General features: G+C 47.5%; 18 protein-coding genes. 7 read left to right on the top strand and 11 right to left on the bottom strand.

The window, feature by feature from the left end; all coding sequences use genetic code 11:
- Positions 1 to 135: 135 nt before the first annotated feature.
- Entirely contained in the window at positions 136 to 843 is a 708-nt protein-coding gene (locus tag HNR77_RS07415; RefSeq protein ID WP_184182201.1) for a metal-dependent hydrolase, read from the bottom strand.
- Positions 844 to 1,120: 277 nt separating this feature from the next.
- Here HNR77_RS07415 and nirB point away from each other — a divergent pair, with 277 nt between their 5' ends.
- From nirB to HNR77_RS07395, 4 genes are all read left to right on the top strand, one after another.
- Positions 1,121 to 3,550, top strand: a complete 2,430-nt coding sequence (nirB, locus tag HNR77_RS07410; RefSeq protein WP_184182199.1) for a nitrite reductase large subunit NirB — start codon at positions 1,121 to 1,123, stop codon at positions 3,548 to 3,550.
- A gap of 70 nt (positions 3,551 to 3,620) precedes the next feature.
- Complete coding sequence (gene nirD / locus HNR77_RS07405) at positions 3,621 to 3,947, top strand: nitrite reductase small subunit NirD (RefSeq protein WP_184182197.1); 327 nt, start codon at positions 3,621 to 3,623, stop codon at positions 3,945 to 3,947.
- Positions 3,948 to 4,005: 58 nt separating this feature from the next.
- On the top strand, positions 4,006 to 4,788 hold the full coding sequence (locus tag HNR77_RS07400) for a formate/nitrite transporter family protein (RefSeq protein ID WP_184182195.1): 783 nt from the start codon (positions 4,006 to 4,008) through the stop codon (positions 4,786 to 4,788).
- Between the two features lie 258 nt (positions 4,789 to 5,046).
- The gene (locus HNR77_RS07395) at positions 5,047 to 5,676 is read left to right on the top strand and encodes a YfbR-like 5'-deoxynucleotidase (protein ID WP_184182193.1); all 630 of its coding nucleotides are present in this window, start codon (positions 5,047 to 5,049) and stop codon (positions 5,674 to 5,676) included.
- 49 nt (positions 5,677 to 5,725) lie between these two features.
- Here HNR77_RS07395 and HNR77_RS07390 read toward each other — a convergent pair whose 3' ends face one another.
- Positions 5,726 to 6,490 (bottom strand): response regulator transcription factor, encoded by a 765-nt coding sequence (locus tag HNR77_RS07390; RefSeq protein WP_260410381.1) that lies wholly within the window; start codon positions 6,488 to 6,490, stop codon positions 5,726 to 5,728.
- Positions 6,453 to 8,459 (bottom strand): cache domain-containing sensor histidine kinase, encoded by a 2,007-nt coding sequence (locus tag HNR77_RS07385; RefSeq protein ID WP_311768591.1) that lies wholly within the window; start codon positions 8,457 to 8,459, stop codon positions 6,453 to 6,455. The genes HNR77_RS07390 and HNR77_RS07385 overlap by 38 nt, the downstream gene beginning before the upstream one ends.
- A gap of 125 nt (positions 8,460 to 8,584) precedes the next feature.
- On the opposite strand from HNR77_RS07385, the gene HNR77_RS07380 reads away from it, so the two are divergent.
- The 3 genes from HNR77_RS07380 to HNR77_RS07370 all read left to right on the top strand — a co-directional run bounded on the left by HNR77_RS07380 (position 8,585) and on the right by HNR77_RS07370 (position 11,670).
- Complete coding sequence (locus HNR77_RS07380) at positions 8,585 to 9,886, top strand: ABC transporter substrate-binding protein (protein WP_184182191.1); 1,302 nt, start codon at positions 8,585 to 8,587, stop codon at positions 9,884 to 9,886.
- Positions 9,887 to 9,971: 85 nt separating this feature from the next.
- The gene (locus tag HNR77_RS07375) at positions 9,972 to 10,844 is read left to right on the top strand and encodes a carbohydrate ABC transporter permease (protein WP_184182189.1); all 873 of its coding nucleotides are present in this window, start codon (positions 9,972 to 9,974) and stop codon (positions 10,842 to 10,844) included.
- A 1-nt stretch (position 10,845) separates the two neighbouring features.
- A complete protein-coding gene (locus HNR77_RS07370) occupies positions 10,846 to 11,670 on the top strand; it encodes a carbohydrate ABC transporter permease (RefSeq protein WP_184182187.1) in 825 nt (274 codons plus the stop codon).
- A gap of 148 nt (positions 11,671 to 11,818) precedes the next feature.
- Here the strand turns inward: HNR77_RS07370 and HNR77_RS07365 are convergent, their stop codons facing one another.
- The 8 genes from HNR77_RS07365 to HNR77_RS07330 form a co-directional block, all read right to left on the bottom strand.
- Complete coding sequence (locus HNR77_RS07365) at positions 11,819 to 13,147, bottom strand: MFS transporter (protein WP_184182185.1); 1,329 nt, start codon at positions 13,145 to 13,147, stop codon at positions 11,819 to 11,821.
- Between the two features lie 20 nt (positions 13,148 to 13,167).
- Positions 13,168 to 13,803, bottom strand: coding sequence for a TetR/AcrR family transcriptional regulator (locus HNR77_RS07360; protein WP_184182183.1), 636 nt, complete (start codon positions 13,801 to 13,803; stop codon positions 13,168 to 13,170).
- A 61-nt stretch (positions 13,804 to 13,864) separates the two neighbouring features.
- Positions 13,865 to 14,632: an ABC transporter ATP-binding protein gene (locus HNR77_RS07355; protein WP_184182181.1), complete on the bottom strand. Its 768-nt coding sequence runs from the start codon at positions 14,630 to 14,632 to the stop codon at positions 13,865 to 13,867.
- A gap of 12 nt (positions 14,633 to 14,644) precedes the next feature.
- The gene (locus HNR77_RS07350) at positions 14,645 to 16,966 is read right to left on the bottom strand and encodes an ABC transporter permease (RefSeq protein ID WP_260410380.1); all 2,322 of its coding nucleotides are present in this window, start codon (positions 16,964 to 16,966) and stop codon (positions 14,645 to 14,647) included.
- Positions 16,967 to 17,000: 34 nt separating this feature from the next.
- Positions 17,001 to 17,762 carry a thioesterase II family protein gene (locus HNR77_RS07345; RefSeq protein WP_184182177.1) on the bottom strand — a complete coding sequence of 254 codons (762 nt, stop codon included), beginning with the start codon at positions 17,760 to 17,762 and terminating at the stop codon, positions 17,001 to 17,003.
- 30 nt (positions 17,763 to 17,792) lie between these two features.
- Positions 17,793 to 18,686, bottom strand: a complete 894-nt coding sequence (locus HNR77_RS07340; protein ID WP_184182175.1) for a hypothetical protein — start codon at positions 18,684 to 18,686, stop codon at positions 17,793 to 17,795.
- Positions 18,683 to 18,946 (bottom strand): acyl carrier protein, encoded by a 264-nt coding sequence (locus HNR77_RS07335; protein ID WP_111268279.1) that lies wholly within the window; start codon positions 18,944 to 18,946, stop codon positions 18,683 to 18,685. The genes HNR77_RS07340 and HNR77_RS07335 overlap by 4 nt, the downstream gene beginning before the upstream one ends.
- A 15-nt stretch (positions 18,947 to 18,961) precedes the next feature.
- Positions 18,962 to 20,011 carry an HAD-IIIC family phosphatase gene (locus HNR77_RS07330; protein WP_184182173.1) on the bottom strand — a complete coding sequence of 350 codons (1,050 nt, stop codon included), beginning with the start codon at positions 20,009 to 20,011 and terminating at the stop codon, positions 18,962 to 18,964.
- Positions 20,012 to 20,027 lie beyond the last annotated feature (16 nt).

Genomic DNA, 20,027 nt, shown 5'->3' with positions numbered 1-20,027 from the left:
TTCTGGCACGATGCCCAGACAACAATGTTCAGTCTGGATACCGCATTACGCTTCACATTTATATGAGAAGAACTTAAATTTGAAGAACGCCAGTCCATTCATCGGGCTGGCGTTTGGCTTCATTGTTGTGATTATCTACAAAAATAAAGGGGAAAATGCAAACCAGGCTAAAATGAACGTCAGCACGACGCAAACATTCTCAACAACGGCTCCGTGTTTGGTCCCCGTACTCATCAGGTTTGCTCTGATACGCAGCTTTAACGGCGGCAATGGGCGAATCCCCCGGTTGGTCAGCGAATCAGCAAGCAGATGAATCGCATAAGCCGTTCCTCCAGCCACCCATATTTCTGGGCCTTGCTGCTGGGTCGTACTGTACAGCAAACCGGTCCAAACGGCGGTTCCATACAAGGTATGTGTAAGCCCCCTGTGTGTCAGCGTAGTACATAACATCAGCAGACTGCCTGCAATCAGATTCCACGGGGCAAAAGCATGTCCGTAAAAAACCAGCCCCAGTCCAATGGCAAACATCAGCACTTTACGCAGTGATCGTGACGGCAAAAAGGATACAAGCCCGATCAGTACAGCAAGCAGCAGATTCCAAGGCTTGCTCGGAATGTAGAAATACACAAAAACAGCCGCAGGCAAAAGAATCGTCTGCAGCAGCCGAATCAGGCTGCTCGGCAGCGCTTTGGATACCAGCAGTGAATTAGGCTCGTCGATATCGGGCAGCAGTGAGCCGATCAGTGCAACCGTTACCGCCGGAGCCGTGACCGGCATGCCCAGCAGCTGCAGCACTGAAAGGGATACGCCTGTGCCGATAATGAGGTGGGATCTTCCCATCATGGTGCAATAACGTCCTTTCATAGAAATAGGGAACTTATTCATATTTGATCCCGTACCGATCATACAACGAAAGTATAACGAGAACAATAGTTCGTATTTCTTATTTCTGAAATTTTTTTAGTTTCCGTGAGCGTCATCACACTTCTTTGGATATGAATGATCTATCTTTATTAGTGAAATAAATCACATTAATTACTGGGCAGACCTTTTATAATTCAAATATAAGCCATTAAAAATGCAGGTAAATGAACAGGATTTACCCAAGGAGGCCATTTACATGAACGGAAACAAGGAGAAGCTCGTCGTCATTGGTAACGGTATGGCTGGAATCAGCACCGTTGAACAAATTTTGAAGCTGTCTACACGTTTTGATATTACTGTAATCGGTACAGAGCCCTATCCGAACTACAATCGCATTATGCTCTCATACGTGCTGGAAGGCAGCAAAACGCTGGACGACATCGTGCTGAATGACCTTCACTGGTATGAAGATTACGGAATCACCCTCCATACTGGCACTACAGTTTCCCGAATCGATGCCGAAACTCATGAAGTCATTACAGAAGCTGGAACTCGCGTCCCTTACGACAAAATTATCATTGCAACCGGCTCCAGTTCCTTCATTCTGCCTGTGCCGGGTCATGACAAGCAAGGTGTTGTCGGGTTCCGCGATATTGCGGACTGCAACGTTATGCTGGAAGCAGCCAAACAGTACAAGCGGGCTGCGGTCATCGGCGGTGGACTTCTGGGACTTGAAGCAGCCAAAGGGCTGGTTCAGCTTGGCATGGATGTAACCGTGGTTCATCTGATGGAGGATCTGATGGAGCGCCAGCTGGATTCACAGGCATCGGCCATGCTCAAAGCCGAGCTGGAGCGTCAAGGCATTCGTTTCAAAATGGGAGCACAGACAGCCGAATTGCTCGGCGGTGACCGGGTAGAAGGACTTCGTTTTGCCGACGAATCGGTGCTGAATGTTGATTTTGTAGTTATGGCGGTAGGCATCAAGCCTAATGTCGAGGTCGCTCGTGCAAGCGGCATTGAAGTGAATCGCGGAATTGTTGTTAATGATTACTTGCAAACCTCTATGGAGAATGTGTACTCTGTCGGGGAGTGCACAGAACACCGGGGTGTATGTTACGGCTTGGTGGCCCCCCTGTTTGAGCAAGGCATGATTCTGGCGAAGCATATCTGCGGTGTTGAAACAGCCCCTTATGAAGGCTCGGTTGTATCGACCAAGCTCAAAATTTCGGGTGTAGACGTGTTCTCTACTGGCGAATTCATTGACAGCCCGGAGCATACGGTGATCTCACAGAAAGATGACTGGAAACGAACCTACAAAAAAATTCTGCTGCGTGACAACAAAATGGTCGGTGCCGTACTCTTTGGTGACATCACCGATTCGGCCGAGCTGCAGAAGCTGATCAAAAACCATACGGAAATGACCGAGGAATTATACAGCTCCCTCATGGGTACAGGCTGCGGAGGTCACAAAAAAACAGCCTCTGTTGAAACGATGCCGGAGGACGAAATTGTCTGTGGATGCAACGGGGTAACCAAAGGAGCCATCGTGGATGTAATCACCAATCAGGGGCTCACAACGGTCGATGAAATTAAGGCTTGCACTGGTGCAACCCGCTCTTGCGGTGGATGTAAGCCGGTCGTGGAACAGATTTTGCAATATGTGCTCGGAGATGGCTTCACAGCCGGAGCCAAACAGGGTATCTGCAGCTGCACCTCCCTCGGACGGGATGAGATTGTAGCCGAAATCCGGGAAAAGGGCTTGCAAACGAGTAAAGAGGTTATGAATGTACTGGGCTGGAGTCAGCCTGAGGGATGTTCGAAATGCCGTCCGGCTATCAACTATTATCTGGGCATGATTTATCCGGATACACATGAAGACGAGAAAGAATCCCGTTTCGTGAACGAACGGATGAACGCCAACATTCAAAAAGATGGAACCTACACGGTTGTGCCTCGGATGTACGGCGGAGTAACTACTCCGGAAGACCTCAAACGGATTGCTGACGTTTCAGTCAAATACGATATTAAAGCGGTCAAAGTAACGGGCGGTCAGCGACTCGACCTGATTGGTGTCAAAAAAGAAGACCTGCCTAAAGTCTGGGCGGAGCTGGATATGCCTTCAGGTTATGCTTACGCGAAATCGCTGCGTACCGTCAAAACATGTGTCGGCTCCCAATTCTGCCGCTTCGGCACACAGGATTCCATGGCGATGGGTGCACGGATTGAGCGCAAATTTGAACGTCTCGACCTGCCAGCCAAATTCAAGTATGCTGTTAACGGCTGCCCGCGGAACTGTGCAGAGGCTTGTACGAAGGATATCGGCATTGTCGGCAATGACGGCGGCTGGGAAATCTTCATCGGCGGGAACGGCGGCATCAAGGCCAGACTGGCAGATTCATTGTGCAAAGTAAAAACAGATGAGGAACTTATTGAGCTGTGTGGAGCCATCATGCAATATTACCGGGAAACAGGCAACTATCTGGAGCGTACATCCGAGTGGGTTGAGCGTATGGGTCTTGAACATATCCGTTCGGTTGTTGTAGATAATCCGGAGGAACGCAAAGCACTGATGGCACGCATCGAGTTTGCTCTGGAGCATGTCGAAGACCCTTGGAAGAAAGCACTTCGGAACGAAGAAGGACAGAGCAAAATGTTCCACGGCATTGAAGTCACGGCCCAACCATAAGCTGCATCACCCAACTTGATATTATATAAGTAACATAACGGAAAATTATAGATAAAGGAGTGGTTTTACCATGACGACCAAACAAACAGATACGTATTTTCCGGCTGGTACGGTAGATGAGTTCTTGCCCCGCATCGGCAGAGTTGTAGAGATTGAAAACCTACAGCTCGCGGTATTCCGTGCATCGGACGGCACCATCTTTGCTGCTGACAACCATAACCCCCATCCTAAGGGTGGGCCGCTGGCTGAAGGCATCGTCTCCGGGCACTATCTGTATGATCCACTGTATGACTGGAAAATTGATCTGACAACCGGTCAGGTGCAGGCACCCGACAATGGTCAAGTGAAGATGTACCCCGTCAAGGTGGAGAATGACCAGGTCTGGATCGCTGTATAACGTGAACCAACTGGATGGCAAGGATTAAGATTGATGTTGACTAATGGGGGAAACCGTGATGTATACACCAGGTGTTGAAGGAATTATTGAAGCTGCCGTTAAAAAAAGAGACCAGATGAACGCAAGCCTTCCCAGGTATATGGTCGCTGCCTTGATGGCAGGCGCATATGTGGGGCTGGGCATCATCTTGATTTTCAGTATCGGGGCTCCGCTGCTCGCCGCGCATTCGCCGCTGCAAACGATGCTGATGGGCATGTCCTTTGGACTCGCTCTCACACTCGTTATCTTTGCCGGGTCGGAACTGTTCACAGGCAATAACATGTTTTTCACGATGAGCACCCTGGCTGGACGAACAACCGTGAAGGATACGCTCAAAAACTGGGGACTGGTCTTCATCGGCAACCTCATCGGTGCCGTACTGCTCAGTCTGCTGATTGTTGGCAGCGGCCTCTTCAAAACAGCCGCACCCGAGCATCTGCTGTTTGTCGTATCTGCCAAAAAGATGGCTGCACCCGTATCCGAGCTGTTCTTCCGCGGCATTCTCTGTAACTGGCTTGTATGTCTGGCCATCTGGATGGCTGCGCGCTCCAAAGAGGATATCGCCAAGCTTGTGCTCATCTGGTGGTGTCTGTACGCCTTTATCGCAAGCGGATATGAGCACAGCGTAGCCAATATGACTTTGCTGTCGCTGGCCTGGCTGCTGCCGAATCACCCGGATACGATCTCTTTGGCTGGATGGTTCCACAACATGATTCCGGTTACCCTTGGCAACATTATCGGCGGAGCCTTGTTTGTAGGCATGGCTTACTGGTACACTTCACCGGTACGCAAAAAGGTGTAAACCGAACTTTCACTTTTATTCCTACTCCTGCATCTGTTGGGAAAAGATCATTTAAAATTGTTATACGGCTATAACACTATATCTGACTATTCTTATCATTGCCGTGTGGAGTGCTGAACCTGTCTCAGCACCTCACGCGGTTTTTGACTTTCATTTTACAAATTTACAAAGGGTGCATACATCTTTAATCTCCGGTTAACATAACAGCAGTATAGTCGGTGTATATACTACCTAAACTTGCAAAGGATGATCACATCTATGGGTATTCATACGTACTTCCGGTCACTGAACGATCTCGAACGCATTATTCGCACCCCTGGCAAATTCAAGTTCGAAGAGCATTGTGTATCCGCCCATTCCTGGAAAGTTGTGCAGTATGCCAAAACGTTAGCTGACATTGAAGAACAGCAGGGCGTAAGCATAGACTGGAAAAAGTTGTACGAGATCACCAGCAGCCACGATTACGGTGAAATTTTCATTGGTGATATCAAAACACCTGTCAAGCATTATTCACTTGAGCTTCGTTCCATGCTGCAGCAAGTAGAAGAAGGCATGGTCTCTCATTTTATTCATGAGAACATCCCGGAAGAGTTTCAGGACATTTTCCGCAGACAGCTTCGCGAAGGCAAAGACAACTCCGTGGAAGGGCTAATCCTTGAGGTGGCCGACAAGATGGATCAGGTCTATGAAGCATTTGCAGAGCTGCAGCGGGGCAATACGGAAAAAGAATTTATCGTCATGTACCGCTACGCACTGATCAAGATCAAAAATATCGACCTCCACTGTGTCCGGTATTTCCTGAACCACATCCTGCCAGACATTATCGAAGAAGGGAATCGTTCCCCGTTTGATATCCGCAAAATAACCGAAGAAGCGTTACAGCAGTAATGAAGCTCAGCCCATCTGGATTGCCTATATCCATGGACAAGAGCTTTTTTTATTTCAGCTGCTGACGATATTCACTCGGATACAGACCCGTTTTGTTTTTGAAAATTCTGCTGAAATAATGGGAATCCGCGTACCCTACTGCCCCGCCAATCGTCTTTATATCCATGTGCTCATATGCCGCAAGCAGGCGCTTGGCCTCATTGATGCGAAGACCCGTCAAGTATTTCAAGGGTGTCTCCCCTGTTACCTTTTTAAAACATTTGCCCAGATAATCTACACTGAAATGCATCTGGGCCGCCATGTCCTGCAGCGTAATTTCATGCATATAATTTTGTTTGAGATACAGCTTGACGGCTTCCGCGATATCTTCCGTTTTCACCTGATCATCCAGCACGGCACTCACATGAGACAGGGAATCCGCCGCACTCCCCAGCTTCAATTCCATCGTATCCAGCAGTGTGCGAAGCTGATCCTCCGCCAGCGGTTTGAGCAGGTAGTCCTCCACTTTATAGTGAATGGCCTGCCGTGCATATTCGAACTCATGATACCCGCTAAGAATGACAATTTTAACGTGAGGATAGGCAAAATATAAGTACTTAGCCAGTTCAAGCCCGTTCATTACAGGCATCTGAATATCCGTAATCACCAGATCAGGCACCTTTTGCTCGATGAGCTGCAGCGCTTCCTGACCGTTTCTCGCCTCCCCGATGACTTCAAACCGCGTATTCAGCTCGCTGAACTTGCGGGCGACGTTACGACGAATTAACGCCTCATCTTCAACGATAATTGTTCTGTATTTTCTCTGCATATTCATATGTCCCCCCCTGCTCCTTTCGAATGGAACCCCCGATACAAATGCTTACACCACCGGTTGCTTTGTTTTCGATACACATCCTGGCTGCCGGACCGTACCATAACTTCAAGCGGGCCCATATATTTTTGAGTCCCATCCCGTTAATCTTCAGCTCAGGCATGCGATCCACGTTCTGAAGTTTGTTGATATAGAGTTCAATGTGTTCCAGCGCTTCGGGCTCCATCCCCGGGCCGTTATCTTCGACATGAATCTGCCACGTCTCTTGTGTGATATCCAGCTCACCCGTGATATGCAGCTTCCAAGGCAAGGTATCACCGAGGCCGTATTTCATTGCGTTTTCAAGTAATGGCTGAATGATCAGCATCGGAATCTGAATATCCTTCATCTCATCAGGGATGGAGAATTCATAGTTCAGATCGTCCTCAAAGCGAATTTTCATACATTCGAGATAGCGTTCACAATATTCAAGCTCCTGAGATAACGAGACACCGCTCTGGCCCGGAGCAGAGATATAACGAAGCATGGATGCAATGTGACCACAGAATGCAACAATCTGCCGGTTCATGCCCTCCTCTGCCATAATGCTTATATTTGTAATGTTGTTGTATAGAAAATGCGGATTCATCTGCGACTGGAGTGCCAGCAGTCTCGCCTCGGTTTCTCGCGATTTGATCGCCATCTGGTCGTGAAAAGACTGCACCAGCTGCTGATTCAGCCGGATGAACGTATCATTCAGCTCAGCCATCTCGCGAATCGAGCCGGGATGCTCCAGCTTGAACAGCAGCTGACCCGAATCCTGACCTGACATCAGGTCATTTTCGCCGGTTTTCTGAATAATTCGCTGCAAGCGATGAAGCGGCAGGGTGACCCTTTTCGAAATCAGATACGAAAGCATCAAAATAATGATCAGGGTAGCCAGTGTAGCACCTGCAAAGATCAAAGCCATCCGGTTCAGATTCGCAAAAAGAGAATGTTTGGACTGCATGACAACAACAGTCCAGCCGGTTTCCTGCGACGTCATATAGGTCATCATCTGCTTGGAATCCGTCAGAGCATAGTCAACCTCCTGCATCGTTTCAGGCGGGGAGGTACGATGCTGAATCAGCTTCATCTCTTCTGCAGAACCAGCTGGAGCATTAGCAGCAGGTGAAGCTGCGGGAAGCGGATATAACAATGCATCCCGCTCATCCAGCACATAGATTCGAAGCTCCTGATTACTCGCTTGCAGCTCATTCAAATGCTGGAATAAATCATCAGCACGCTGCAAAATCTCGACCACACCCTGGCTGACATAATTACCATCCTTATATACTCGAGTAAGCGAGATATACGGCTCATCCCTTTTGCCCTCTCCCGTAGGCACAGGCAACGCTTCGCCCTGCAGCAGACGAATAACACGCCAGCCGCTCCGCTCCCACGTTTCCTTATACCAGGGACGCTGCTTCAAATCTACCGGCAGTTGTCCGTTAAACAACCCGGCCCCCAGCATTTTGCCATTCACATCGTAGATGTTAGCCTGCTTGGCTGTATTCGAGCTGCTAATGATTGCCAAAATGACGTCAATCAGTGTTGTTGTATCCTTATACAAAGCTGGATCACTTAACATCGTCTGTTCAGCCCCCTCCGCAGGTGCGAGATAATGGCTGAAATGCTCCTTGACCAGATTGGAATATACGATGTTCATGGAGAAATTATTCATTTTCACAACTTCCTGATCCAGATGTCCAACGATAGATAAACCCAGTTGTTTCTGCTGCTCTTCACTCCGCTGGCGAGTATCACTCGCGAGAAAGACATATAACAGCCCTGCCACAATAAGAGAAAAAATAACGAATACAGCTGAATAATAAGCAAACAAGCTCTGCTGCAATGTTCTGAACCGATAGCGCATTCCATACCCCCGTCTTTGTTCATCCTTCAATACTTCAATCTTCTTTTGCGTTTCTACGATGGCTTCGAAAATGTCCACCCATAAGAACGCTTTTGTCTATTGAGCCTATTTGGTATTCCAAGTAAAGTTATCCACATAAGAATACGCTTACATATAGCGTTTACGCAAGTCATAATATGATCGAATTTTAGGGAGGTTTCAAAATGAGAAAACGATTTCTTTTTTCGCTGACAAGTGTGCTACTTCTCTCCACCCTGCTCATTGCCGGCTGCAGCTCGGAGAAAAGTGCAGAAGGAAATGGCAAGGTCACGCTGACCTTTGGCACGAGCCAATCCGGCATTCCACGCACGGGTATTATGCAGACGATGGCAAAGCAATACGAGCAGGAGACCGGCGTCAAGATTGATTTTCAGGTGGTGCCTGACGCGCAGTGGCGTGATCTGATCAAGGTGAAGCTATCCTCTGGTGAAGCTCCGGATATTTTCAATGTGGATGTTGATCCGCTGAGCATGCCAGCCAATGTCAGACCAGAGGAAAATGCCATTGATCTGACCAATGAGGAGTTTACAGGCCGGATGTCGGAAGAGATTCTGCCTACTGTAAGTCATAACGACAAAGTATACGGGGTTTCTTTTGCCCCTACGAAAATCTGGTATGTGTACTATAACAAACGCATCTTTGCTGATCTGGGTATTGAGCCGCCTACCACCTATGCGGAATTCAAAGCGATCAGCCAGAAAATCAAGGATAAAGACATTATTCCATTCTATCAAGCTCCGGCGAGCGGCTGGTACCAGGTGCTGCCATTGTTCGAGACCGGGCCGAATTATGAGCAAAAGGCCGCAGGCACCTATGAGAAGCTCAATAATAATGAGATGAAGGTCGCTGATCTGACCCAGCTGAAAACGGTGATTGAACAATTAAAGGAATTTGCAGATCTCGGGTATTTCGGCAAAGACTTTTTATCCAATACGGTAGAAGCAGGCATTGAAGCTTTTGGTCAGGAGAAAGCAGCGATGCTGCTGCGGGTGCCAGGCACGGAAAAGGAAGTAGCGGAAGCTTATCCGGCGATGAAGGACAATATGGGATTTTTCGTCATGCCATGGGGAGACAATCAGACGATTGGCGTCAATCCTGGCGGTTCAGCTGCCATGTTTGGCAATAAAAACAGTAAACATCCTGAAGAAGTTTTGAAATTTTTCCGCTGGATTACCGAGCATGATCACCTGCAGCAGGTGTTTGATGGGGGCGAGGGAAATCTGACGATTTGCTGGCCAGAGATCGAACCTAAGCTGACTCAGGACTACATTGATTATGAGAAGCAACATGAGAAAGGTACGGTCATGCAGGCAGCTGTGAAATATATTGATCCACAATGGATGGACATCGGCAAAGACTTGTCAGGCATGTTTGCCGGAGCGATGACCCCGGAGCAAATCCTGCAAAATATTGATAAACGACGCGCCGAGCAAGCCAAGGTGCTGAAGGACGAGAAGTGGCAGTAACAGTAGAAACAGGCTACAAACACTTGATTTCGGGCGGGCGCTGCCCGCTTGTTCATTTGCACAGGAAGGACTGGTGTTACGGGTTATGAATGCAAACAAAATCTATCCCTGGTATTTCTCATCCGGCGCGATTCTATTATATCTGCTGTTCATCGTCGCTCCTGCTCTGCTCGGCATTTATTATTCCTTTACCGATTGGAACAGCTATAGTTCAGAGAAAAATTTTATCGGTCTGGAGCATTTCCGCACCATCCTCACAGGTGATCCAACCTATCTGCTATTTATTAAAAATACAGTGCTGTTTACGCTGGTTACCTCCATCGCCAAAACCGTTCTGGGTTTGTTTCTTGCCCTGCTGCTGGTTAGCGGTGTCAAAGCCGCCAATTGGCATCGGATGATCATCTTTTCACCTCAGGTATTATCTTTTCTGATTGTAGGGCTGGTGTTCAAAAGTCTGCTTGATCCAAACAACGGCTTCGTTAATGTGACCCTGCGCTCCATCGGCCTCGATGTACTTGCCCAGAACTGGCTGGGCTCGCTCACTTGGGCCATGCCATCCATCATGGCTGTGGATACCTGGAAAGGCATGGGGTATATTATGGTGCTGTTTATCGCGGGACTGCTCGCTATTCCACGGGATTACTATGAAGCTGCATCAATAGACGGTGCGGGCTTTATGCAAAAGCTGTTTCGTATTACCATCCCGATGCTGATGCCCACCATCACCATTGCCACAGTGCTTAATATTACGTACGGTTTGCGTGTCTTTGATGCGGTATATGTGCTGACCAATGGCGGACCCGGCAACGCTACAGATGTAATAAACACAGCCGTCTATTCCTCTTTTGCCAAAGGGTACTGGGGACTCGGGAGCGCCCTGTCCACCATTCTCTTTGTCATCATGGCGATGATCTCGTTTTTTATCATTCGTCTGATGAACCGAAAGGTGGAATACTGATATGCAATTTCGGAAAAAGCTGGCTTCTCTGTCGTTGAATGTACTGGCCTGGCTATTAAGTCTGGTCGTACTGATTCCATTTGCCGTCATCCTGTTGAATTCATTCAAGTCAGACGCGGAAGCCAAGGTGCTCAAGCTTACCCTTCCCGAAAAATTTGTGTTTGAAAATTATAAAATCGTCTATGAGCAAGGGCACTTAGGAGGTTCCTTTTTTAACAGTCTGCTGCATTCCGGTGCCTCATCACTGCTGCTGGTATTTGTCGTGGCGTTCTCGGCGTTCACGTTATCCCGTAATCATTCCAGGCTAAGCAAGTTCCTGTACTTCTTTCTGATCCTGGGCATTACGCTGCCGCTGAATTACATTCCACTCATGGAAGTGATGAAATCATTAGGTATGATCAACTCCCACCTGGGCATGATTCTGCTCTATACCGCCATGGGAATTCCGATCTCTCTGTTCATCACCTATGCATTTGTCGGTAACATTCCGAAAGAGCTGGACGAAGCGGCAATCATGGATGGATGCAGCGGAATCAAGCTATTCCTTCGAATTATCGTGCCTTTATTAACATCGGTGCTGGTGACTGTATTTGTTCTTAATTTTCTGAGTGTCTGGAATGAGTTCACTGCGCCGCTCTATATGCTGAATACGGTGGAGATGTGGCCCATGACTCTGGCTGTTTATAACTTCTTCGGACAATTCAGTGCCAAATGGAATCTGGTCAGTGCCGATATCGTGCTCACCTCGCTGCCCGTGCTGATCGTATTCCTCATTGGACAGAAGTACATTGTAGGAGGTCTGACCTCTGGTGCAGTGAAGGGTTAGATCGATTCCAGCGTTTAACACAGGACAAGAACTATCAGCTGCTTTTTACAAAAAATCCCTCGTCTGAACGACATGTACACCGTTTTGATTTCAACGGGTACATGCATCAGACGAGGGCTGTCTTGATTACGATAACGATAAAATCATATTAATCATGCGCCAGTCCGCCTACATCGGGAGGTGAGGCGATATCGTTGCTCTGCTCCAGTGACTTGATCATTTTCAGACGTGATGTGACAAGTGCAATCAGAATGACGAACAGACCTGCAATGATAAACAGGAAAGCGATGCCTCTGCCCGGGCCGATTCCGATAATCTGACCCACGGAGGATGCCAGCGCGCCCCCCTCCACCAGAAGTGGATTAAATACGTGGTCTGCTAAAAATCCAGCCAGACTATAGGCGATAATAAAACCGAGCTGTGACAAAATACCGATGATGCCCCACACCCTGCCCTGCTTTTCATTCGCAATATTGTTACGTACCAGCACGTCAGCGCTCATATTAACAAATGGCAGTGAGGAAAGGAACAGAAAGCCTGCAAAGATGATAAAGTAAATATTCGTCGAAACGCCCAGCAGCGAGAACGCCAGACCACACATGATCAGCCCTGCCACCAGCACACTTGCATATTTCTTGGTCATTGTAAATATACCGATGCACAAGCTGCTGATCAGCATACCGATAGCACTAACAGATTGAAACGTTCCAAGTGTCTTCGCATCTGTAAACGACAGCAGCATCGGACCAATAAGTGTCTCCAGAAAACCGAGATAGAAGGTCACCAGGGAGATAATAATGACGAGCAGCAGCACGCCCTTGTTGGTAACCACCTCTGTCCAGCCTTCCTTAATATCGGTCATCCAGTTATGCTTCTCTTTGTCTTCACGCTCTACTTTCATGCTCTTGCGAATGACCAGCACGGCCAGAATCGCAATTAGAAAAGTCGCGATATTAATCATCATAATCACTTCAATCGTTGTCACACTAAGCAGAATACCTGCAATAATCGGTGAAAATAAAAACTTGGAGGATTCCGCGAGCTGTACCAGTCCGCTGCCTTTGGAGAACTGATCCTTATCCAGCAAATCTGTCGCTGACGCCTTGTATGCCGGACTTTGCAGTGCCGAGAATACAGAGCTGAAGGCGACACCCACATAAATATGCCATAGCTGAATATCCCCCGTAAGCATGATCGACAGGATAAAAACCAGCCCCGCAGCGGAGCCAAGATCCCCGATAATCATCATAGTACGCCGGTCAAACCGGTCTGCGAGCACCCCGCCAATCGGACGAAGCAGAATGTTTGGCAGAAATGTAAATAAGGTAATCAGGGCCACGCTGGTTGCCGTATTTGTTTTTTCGAAGGCGTATACCCCCAGTGAGAACGCGGTAAGTCCGATACCAATCATCGAGATCAGTTGACCGAACCAGACAATCAGAAATTTTCCAAATGATTTATGAACAGTTTGTTCCATATTTAATACTCCTTTCGCGATTAAGCCTGATGTGGGAAATACAGTTCTGTTACATACGCAAAACTACCCTGTTCAGCACCCAGAACCCGTTCCATAATGTGGCTGAATGCTCTAACCTTCTTCTGAAACTCTTCTTCTTCCCATTGAAAGATACCCTGATCCAGCAGAAACTGTGAAGACACCAGTAAAAACTCAATGCTCTCTTGCGGAGCCGGGGTATGAAACACCCCCTCCTGAATACCCTGTTCCACCACTTTCGCCAGAATAGGACTGAGACGAATAACCGTTTCAACCAGACTTTTTTGATGCATTTCAACGTTCTGCACACTGTGCAGCTGCTCAATAACGCCAAGCTTTCGATCATCAGGCTGATTTTGAGTCATAATGATACGGAAAATTTTCTCATGCGCGCTAAGCCCGGGATCAGCAACTACACGTCTTGCCGCAGCTTCACCGTTCATAATAAAACGCATGACAATGGCATGCATGACCTCCTCCTTGGACTGGAAGTAATAATAAAATGTGCCCTTCGCAATCTCACAAGCCTGGAGGATATCCATGATTGTTGCTTTGTTATACCCTTTGGTCACAAACAGAATTTCGGCCGCATCCAAAATTTCGTTCCTGCGTTCCTCCGGATTTTTCATCAATCTCATATGCTGTCCTCCAATACTTCTCGACCGACTGTCGGTCTATTCTAGTCATGAAGCTCTAAATTTAGAACCCCATTTCGGTTAACCATTGTGCCAATCGACTTTCTCTCGCCTTCAAATCCTGTTTGTCCTTGTCATATTTCCCGATCTTTTTGTCTGCAACCAGATGGCCATCCATCATAAACAGAACTCGTTCCGAGCGGGCCGCAACCTTGACATCATGAGTAACAAGCAGAATGGTTGTGCCTGCCGCATTAATATCCCCCAGAATATCCATGATTTCATGTGTTGATTTGGAATTCAGTGCTCCGGTTGGCTCATCACCGAACAGAATATCCGGGTTGTTGATAAGTGCCCGGCAGATGGCAATCCGTTGCAGCTGTCCCCCTGAAGCCTGGGTAATATTATGCTCAGCCAGCCCGTCAATGCCCATTTTTTTCATCAATGACATCGCACGAGTGTTAATGGTGTCTCTATTACTGTTTTTGGCCAGATAAGCGGAGAGTATGATGTTGTCTAACAGATTTAGATTTTTTAGCAGATGGATATTTTGAAAAATAAAGCCCATTTTGGTCAGCCGCAGACTTGCCAGCTCCTTCTCGGGAAATGCCGAGATTTGTTTGCCGTTAAAATAAACACTGCCTGTGCTGATCTGATCCATTCCGCTGATGTTATAGAGCAGAGTGGATTTGCCCGAGCCGGACGGGCCCATAATGGACACAAACTCTCCCTTTTGCAGCTGCAGATTGATATCCTTGAGAATACGCTGTTCTTCATTCTCGCCCATAGCTACAGATTTATTCACTTCTCTGGCTTCAAGTATCGTTGTCATGGTTATGCCTCCCTATTCCACAATCATTTTTGAAATGCTCGTTTCCCGAATCGACTGAATGCTGATCCAGGCTGTAACGATAATTGTTCCTGCCAGGAGTAATGGACATAACACATACGCCTGCATCGGATCAACAACAAACACAATGTTGGAAGCTCCAAATGATGACATAATGCCACTAACGAGCTTGGGCCCAAGCGTATTGGAAAGGATCGTGCCTGCAGCCACACCTACGATCAGAATGGCAAGTGACATCACAACATACTTCAGCTTGATCTTTGATAAGGCAAATCCAAGACTTCGCAAGACGGCAATATCATTGTTATCCTTGGCAACCAGCATCTGCAGAAACAGAGAGGTAATGAGGATGGATATAAATACACCTATCGCAAGAGCCAGTGTGGTTACCAGCTTCAATTGCTGAATTGTACCGCCAAGCGTCTGATGTAAATATCCTTGAAGATCCGTAACTCTCGCAGGTGAAAAATCCTTCTCATATGCTGCAACCTTGGCAGCCATGAGACTACGGTCCTTCAGATCCAGACTGACGACATACCACAGTACACTGCCTTTGTTATAAGGCAAGAGAGCCTTCGCTGTTTTACCGCCATTCGTTACATCCTGGTAGATACCGCTGACCGTCATCACCTGATCTTTGCCATTCACCTGCAGGGTCAGTTGATCCCCTGTTTTGAGTTTGAGCTCACTGCTGTTAGCATCGGAAAGGGCAATTTCCCGATCTGTTGCCGGTGCATTCCCGCTGAGATAAGACAAAGGAAAGATACTGAAATCTCCGCTCTCCACACTCAAATTATCATAGCTGCCTTCAGCATTACGGATCTTGAACTGACTTGTCACGAGAGGCGAATATGCTTTGACATCGCCGTCGTTTTTAATCTGGTTAATCAGATTGGCGTAACGCTGCTCAATATCATCGGTATGCCTGAGATCAATTCGAATATCACTTTGTCCGACACCCATATAGGAAATAAAGCTGGGCGCCTGAAGTGTATTCAAAAAGTTAATTGGCACAATCATAATAAAAGAGCTGACGATGAACACAAACAATAACAAGCGGAACATTTTGACACGCTGCATCACTTCCTTGAGTCCAAGAAATACAGGTACGGAGGACCAGCGATTACGGGATAAACTTAACCGGTTCCGAATGATCTGTGTATCCCCCAAGCTTCCGGTACGAAGTGCTTCCACAGCCGATATGGAACGAAAACGTCGCAGCACCGCTCGGCAAAACAGAACCACCATCGTGAAAATTACCGCCGCCGCAAGCAGAGGCACTGCAAAATGCAGCAGCGTTGCCGGTGCTTTCCCCATGTATAACATGATATTGGAAACGAATAGTTTGTTTACTCCGAGTGAAGCCACATATCCCAGCACCGAGGCTACCCCGGCCATAAACACATACTTGACCAGATAGAGCCGTTTAATATCTTTTTCCGCGATACCGATCGCTTTCATCACACTAATCTCGCGGTAATCCTCTTCAATGGTCGCCAGCATCGTGAACCGGATACATAACATGGCAATCAGAATAAGTACGAGACTCACGAGTATAATCACGGCTGCGATAATTCCGTCTGTCATGGCATTGAGTACCTGGAATAAACCATAAGTCACCACCGGACCCGCGTTAGGCAGCCCGGCATTTTGATAGGCTTGTGTGAACTCACTGGTCTTGGCAGCATCATTCAGACGGAATTCAATTAAATATTCCATCTCTCCAACACCCTGCTTCAATTCCTGCCAATCATTCGGGCTGACGATAAAACGCTTCGAGTGCACGACAGACGGATTCATCTGTGCATCACGCACAAAATCAACAATGGTGTAGGCACGCTCAAATGCCCCATTATTGATTCGAACTTTGTCACCGATCTTTAATTGGTTTTGCTGCAAATAATACACAGGCACAGCAATCTCGCCATCCAGAACCTGAATGATCTCACTGTTCAGATTCAGCAAATAGTCGAATTGCTGATTTTGTGTAACCAGGTCAATGTCCATGACCGTATTTTTCTCCGACTCCGCACCAAGGTAGAGATTGGCTCCATCAATATTCACCATCTCGACAATCTGATGCTGCTCAACCAGCGCATTACCCTCGGCCCATTGGTTCACTTTGGCCTGATCCAGCTCGCCAGAGTGCATTTGCACAAAATGCGGTGTTTTGGATTCAGAGAACAAATATTGAATGGAGCTTGTGAGCTCCATAATCATCCGCGAACCGGAAGACACCAGCAGGGCAGCAAGCAGTACAAAAATAAACAGCGCGGCTGTAATTCCTTTTTTCCTCATTAAATCGTTTCTCAGCATTCGTAGCAGCATAAACTAACATGGCTCCTCTCATCTACTCTACTAGATTCATTCCCTCTAACTCTGGAGTCATAAAACTTGTCAGATGATACGCCACCGTCGAAGGTTGGTGCATGATGAACATGTGAGTACCCTCTCTAATGGTCTGAAGCTTCATCGGTGTATCCAAATACTGTCCCCACTTCAGTGCCGATCGAAGGGAAACGGCATGATCCCGTTCTCCCCACAGATATAGCACCGGTATAGACACAGGATGATGCTCAAGCGTTGCTGCAGATGTCAGCACTCGAAAATCTGCCCGAATGACAGGCATGAAATAGTGCAAAAGCTCTTTTTCGTGAATAAGCTCCTTTGGGAGACCATCATAGGAAAAGAGGTGCTTTAGCAGATCGTCATCTGACATGTGATCATAACGGGTTATCCCGCATTCGGCAGGCGTACTGCACGCAGACAAGACAAGCCGTAGAGTCCTTGCTGTATCCGGAAGCTTCTCCTGCAGCCGCTGGGCGACAAAGTAAGCTGCAAGTCCGCCAAGACTATGTCCCAGAAGTACGGCTCCAGGCTGGATCACATGCAACAGCTCGCCGGTGTAAAGCTCGACAAGCTGCTGCATATGTGACAAAGGTGCTTCCGTGTTTAGCCCATGGCCGGGAGGCGTAAATGCCCAGATCTCCACATCCGGAAGGCAGGGCACCAGAGGCTGAAAGCTCTGGGAGTGTCCACCGAGGTAAGGGAAACAGATCACCTGTCTGTTCCCCTTACCCTTTTGCAGCTGTTCAAGATAAGTCTGTCCCATTACTCCGTCACCCCCCATTCGTTCATCCGCTTATTTCGCTTCCTTCCATTCCAGAACATATGCGGGAAAGGTTTGAAGCGTAGTGTCCACCTTTTTGAGCTTGAAAACAATGTGAATGATGATGGCTGATGTTACAAAAAAGAAAAATTGCATGATCTGTACTTGCGGATTAAAGTAATACAGATCAATCTGACTTCCGGTAGCCACAAGCCAGAAGGCCAAAAGGTAAAATAACAGCGTTCCTTTTGTAGCATTAAAGATGTAGCTTTGAAATACGATAAATGCCATAAGCTGAACCACGTAATATATGTAGGTCGTTGAAGTGCCGAAGGAAGAGATCAGATACCCCGGAAGCACCCACAGTCCAAACAGGAAACCTGCAATCAGACCACTTGCTACATTATTTTTCAACTTGCCCTGCAGGAACGGAAGTAAAAATCCAATCCAGCCAAACAGTCCGCCGATGAGTCCTGTTTCCTTGAACAGGTTCAAAATACCGAGCCAGATCATTTCCGGTACACTATATGTCAGTTCAGGAACCGGTATGCCGAACAACAGGGAGCCGAAATGCATGGAGGAGGCAAATACAATTGAAATTCCAATAATGATTGGAATCCAGAACAGATCCTTTTTTCGTGGAACCAGCTTCAAAAACATGCCTTTCAGTGCATCCTTGCCCCCCATCAGATAACATGTAATCAATCCGGCAATCGAAGGAGAATACAGTGCAACGATAGCCAGCGGGTGCATAAGGTGCAGCTCACCTGTGATTGGCACAATAAAATCAGGGAAGAACATGAACAAGCTCGCAATACCGTAGCAAGTCCCGAAAGAGATCGCCAGAAACAGAAACATATACTTATTGGATGGATTGGCAGCGGGGCTCGCTACTGGACGGAGTGATGGCTGATTGGCGGTTATCATTGGGCCACCTCCTTCGCAGCAAGCTTTCTCTCAATCAGATCATGCAAACGATTAATAGTACTGAAATTGGCCAGGTCCAGATCCTCATTTCCGATCTCAATCTGGAATTTGCGCTCAACAAAATCCACCAGACGCATAGCAAAGAGTGAGTTCACAAATCTCATCTCGAAATAATTGTCATTGTCGCCAATCTGAGCATCCTCATGCTCCATAGTGAGGTTATTTCCGATAAACTCCCGAATGTCCTGACGATAATCCACTTCTCTTCCCCCTTGTTATTGATGTAGTTTTTCAGGCACACAAACTTCAATATAGTCTGGAAACTCCACAACCTGCTTCAAATCATGCGAAAAGACGATCTTTCCATCCGCATCTGAAGACTGCTGTGTAAATCCGGCAAAGCGATAGCTGATATTCATCATTCGATTTCTCCCGGTATCTCTGAAATCAGCTAGCATCTGCTTGCCCTGCTGCTGTGCTTCGCGCATGATGTACGTGAGCAGCACACTTCCTGCTCCCCTCGACATCACTCTGCAAGACATCAGCAGCATGTTCAGTCTCCAGAGATCCGGCTGCTTGTGAATAAGCGCAAGCCCAATCTTTCCATAAGTTCCGTACTTGTCTTCAAGTTCACACACCAATAACAAGTGATCCTGCGAATTCATCAATTGATGCAGTTCTTCATAGCTGTAAGTAATACCCGTAGCATTGAGCTGATTGGTACGAACCGTGAGTTCTTCGGCCCGTTGAAGATCATCCTCTGTCGCTTCATAGATCGTAAACTTCATACCAAGCGAAGCCAGAAATTGCTCGGAGGGCCCTTCATACTGTTCTTCAGCCTGCTTTCGCAGTGTATCCGCCTGATACATCTGCCTTCTGCGGGAGGAATCAGCCGTAATAAATCGAGGCATCAGTCTCGGATCTTCCAGCATCGTCTCGTAGTCGTCTGCATGAAGCACCTGAATATCGTCGTGTACACTTTTTACTTCCTCCAGCTCAAAGGGCTGATCATCTACAAACAAGAGTGCATGCATGCCAATGTTCAGGTTTTGCTGAATCCGTTGAATGGAAATGGACTTCGCGTCCCAATGGATTTCGGGGTACAAAAAATAGGGTGCCAAGCCAAGTTCCTCAAGTTTGGCCCAAGCCAGCTCGGCATCATTTTTGCTGGCAACGGAATGTAATATCCCGCGTCGGTCTAATTGTTCAATCACCTCCTTTACATGCGGCCTTAACTGCACATCACCGGACTCTAGCAAAACCCCGTTCCAGATCGTATGGTCCAGATCCCATATGACACATTTGATATCCTTCATCCGCTCCATGCACATGCCTCCCTTT

Origin of the sequence: Paenibacillus sp. JGP012, from assembly GCF_014203995.1 — a bacterium.
Lineage (GTDB): Bacteria > Bacillota > Bacilli > Paenibacillales > Paenibacillaceae > Paenibacillus > Paenibacillus silvae.
This window is presented reverse-complemented; position numbering and strand designations above follow the sequence as displayed.

Coding starts and splice junctions, on each gene's coding strand:
- HNR77_RS07415 (WP_184182201.1), bottom strand. CDS start 843: ATGATGGGAAGATCCCACCTCATTATCGGCACAGGCGTATCCCTTTCA.
- nirB (WP_184182199.1), top strand. CDS start 1,121: ATGAACGGAAACAAGGAGAAGCTCGTCGTCATTGGTAACGGTATGGCT.
- nirD (WP_184182197.1), top strand. CDS start 3,621: ATGACGACCAAACAAACAGATACGTATTTTCCGGCTGGTACGGTAGAT.
- HNR77_RS07400 (WP_184182195.1), top strand. CDS start 4,006: ATGTATACACCAGGTGTTGAAGGAATTATTGAAGCTGCCGTTAAAAAA.
- HNR77_RS07395 (WP_184182193.1), top strand. CDS start 5,047: ATGGGTATTCATACGTACTTCCGGTCACTGAACGATCTCGAACGCATT.
- HNR77_RS07390 (WP_260410381.1), bottom strand. CDS start 6,490: ATGAATATGCAGAGAAAATACAGAACAATTATCGTTGAAGATGAGGCG.
- HNR77_RS07380 (WP_184182191.1), top strand. CDS start 8,585: ATGAGAAAACGATTTCTTTTTTCGCTGACAAGTGTGCTACTTCTCTCC.
- HNR77_RS07375 (WP_184182189.1), top strand. CDS start 9,972: ATGAATGCAAACAAAATCTATCCCTGGTATTTCTCATCCGGCGCGATT.
- HNR77_RS07370 (WP_184182187.1), top strand. CDS start 10,846: ATGCAATTTCGGAAAAAGCTGGCTTCTCTGTCGTTGAATGTACTGGCC.
- HNR77_RS07365 (WP_184182185.1), bottom strand. CDS start 13,147: ATGGAACAAACTGTTCATAAATCATTTGGAAAATTTCTGATTGTCTGG.
- HNR77_RS07360 (WP_184182183.1), bottom strand. CDS start 13,803: ATGAGATTGATGAAAAATCCGGAGGAACGCAGGAACGAAATTTTGGAT.
- HNR77_RS07355 (WP_184182181.1), bottom strand. CDS start 14,632: ATGACAACGATACTTGAAGCCAGAGAAGTGAATAAATCTGTAGCTATG.
- HNR77_RS07350 (WP_260410380.1), bottom strand. CDS start 16,966: ATGCTGAGAAACGATTTAATGAGGAAAAAAGGAATTACAGCCGCGCTG.
- HNR77_RS07345 (WP_184182177.1), bottom strand. CDS start 17,762: ATGGGACAGACTTATCTTGAACAGCTGCAAAAGGGTAAGGGGAACAGA.
- HNR77_RS07340 (WP_184182175.1), bottom strand. CDS start 18,686: ATGATAACCGCCAATCAGCCATCACTCCGTCCAGTAGCGAGCCCCGCT.
- HNR77_RS07330 (WP_184182173.1), bottom strand. CDS start 20,011: ATGGAGCGGATGAAGGATATCAAATGTGTCATATGGGATCTGGACCAT.